The organism is Halomonas ventosae, from assembly GCF_004361885.1.
In the GTDB taxonomy this organism is placed as follows: Bacteria; Pseudomonadota; Gammaproteobacteria; order Pseudomonadales; family Halomonadaceae; genus Halomonas; species Halomonas ventosae_C.
Map to the genome: position 1 here is coordinate 1 of NZ_SNWH01000055.1, position 1,659 is coordinate 1,659.

The 1,659-nt window shown below is 66.2% G+C and carries 3 protein-coding genes and 1 pseudogene; 1 reads left to right on the plus strand and 3 read right to left on the minus strand.

Features of this window, described 5'->3' with window-relative positions; genetic code table 11:
* Positions 1 to 209: pseudogene (locus DFO68_RS15335) on the minus strand (transposase); the annotation flags it as partial.
* Here DFO68_RS15335 and DFO68_RS15340 point away from each other — a divergent pair.
* Complete coding sequence (locus tag DFO68_RS15340; protein ID WP_208107456.1) at positions 193 to 459, plus strand: CrcB family protein; 267 nt, start codon at positions 193 to 195, stop codon at positions 457 to 459. The pseudogene DFO68_RS15335 and the gene DFO68_RS15340 sit on opposite strands and share 17 nt — an antisense overlap.
* A gap of 78 nt (positions 460 to 537) precedes the next feature.
* On the opposite strand, the gene DFO68_RS15345 is transcribed toward DFO68_RS15340, so the two are convergent.
* Positions 538 to 810, minus strand: a complete 273-nt coding sequence (locus tag DFO68_RS15345; RefSeq protein WP_110070891.1) for a hypothetical protein — start codon at positions 808 to 810, stop codon at positions 538 to 540.
* 88 nt (positions 811 to 898) lie between these two features.
* Positions 899 to 1,659 (minus strand): nitroreductase family protein (locus DFO68_RS15350; protein ID WP_208107457.1); only part of this gene is annotated, 761 nt, incomplete at its 5' end.

A 1,659-nucleotide genomic window follows, 5' to 3' on the forward strand; every position in this document is an offset into this window, starting at 1 on the left:
CGCGGGGGCTCGACGTTCGCGTCGTACACGCCGTCGAGCCACAGCATGTGGAAGTGAACATTCAGGTTCAGCGCGCTGCCGAAGCGCTGGATCAGGGTCACCACGCCGCATTGCGCGCTGGCGTGGTCGACGCCGACTTGATCGGCTAACCAGCCGGCGATGACGCGCTGCACGATCACCAGCACCGGGCCGATGGCCTCCGGCTTGGTAGGTCATCGAACTCATCCGCAGCTGTTCCACCTGCACACGGATATTTCTCCGGCGCTCAAGCTGTTTGCCATCACCGGCTTTCTGGGCGGGCTCACCACCTTTTCCAGCTTTTCCGCCGAAACCGTGGAACGCCTGCTGGCCGGACAAGCCGGCTGGGCCTTTGCCCTGATGTTGCTGCACCTTGGGGGTTCCCTCACCCTGACCTGGCTCGGCCTCATGACGGTGGGTGCCCAGCGCGTCTGGGGTTGATTTGGGCCGAGTTTGGGCCGAGTTTGGGCAGGGTTGGGGGCCGGGTTTCCTGTCAGCTTGTCGACAAGCCGACAGGTTTCAGTAGCGGGGCACCTTCTGCATCTCCTGGGTGTTCAGGGCCGTGGTGGTGGTGATGGAGCCTTCCGAAGTGGCCCACCAGAGGGTGACCCAGGCGTAGCCAGCCTCATCCACCCGTTCCACTTCGCAGATGGAGCCCACCATTTCCAGGAATAACTCCAGGTCTTCCTCGTCCATGTCCGGGTCGGGACTGATACCGAGGATGCGGACCTGATCGCCAGGGCCGACGGGCTGGCCGAATTTGTCCGGAACGGTGGCGGGGATGGGGGTCATGGGCTTTGCTCCTGGCGAGGGTAAGGGGAGGGTAAGGCGAGGCAATACGCAAATACGCAAATACGCAAATTGCGGGCCAGGCCGGGTTTCAGGGGCTCCGGTCCGGGTAGGGCGGGCCGGTTTCGATGCGGCTGTCCGGCACAAGATGGCCCACGGTGAAGTGGTAGAGGCTTTGCCAGCCGCTTTCTTCTATGCCCAGCACCCGGGTCACCGCCGTATCGAAAAAGCAGCCGATGCCGGTGCCCCGCACCCCGGCGGCTTCTGCCTCCAGATAAAGAATTTGCCCCAGCAGCCCGGCTTCGCGCAGCAGGTGGCGGTAATGGTCGGCGCCCAGGGCCAGGGCCTCCTCCATCCGGGCCAGGAAACCCAGGGTGAAGGCCCCGGTGGCGGCGATGTCCTGATGGCAGGAGAGAGCCCGGGCCAGCCGCTGCAACTCGGACAGTTCGAGGGGGGCGAGGCAGATCAGGCCCAGGTGGGGCGGGCAATCCGGGTCATGCCTGGCCACGGCGGCCTGGCCGGTGAAACGGGCATCGTCCGGGGCGATGTCGCGCCGCAGGGCTTCGGCCCCAGCCGGGCTGCGGGGCAGCAGATAGAGGCCGGGGGGCAGGCCCTCCACCCGTTCCACGAACAAGAGCAGGTGCACCCGGGCGGCGCTCGGCAGGACCGGCCAGGGTGCCGTTTCCGGCCGGGGCAGCAGGGCATCGAGCATCCGGTAAAAAGCGTCCTTGGCCAAAGGGAGGCGCGGGTTGTAACGCTGGCCGCTGCGCCGCTGGCGAATCAGGGCCGCGTGGCCCGGGGTGTTGGCAGCGTTACAACCCGCGCCTCCCTTTGGCCAAGGACGCTTTTTAC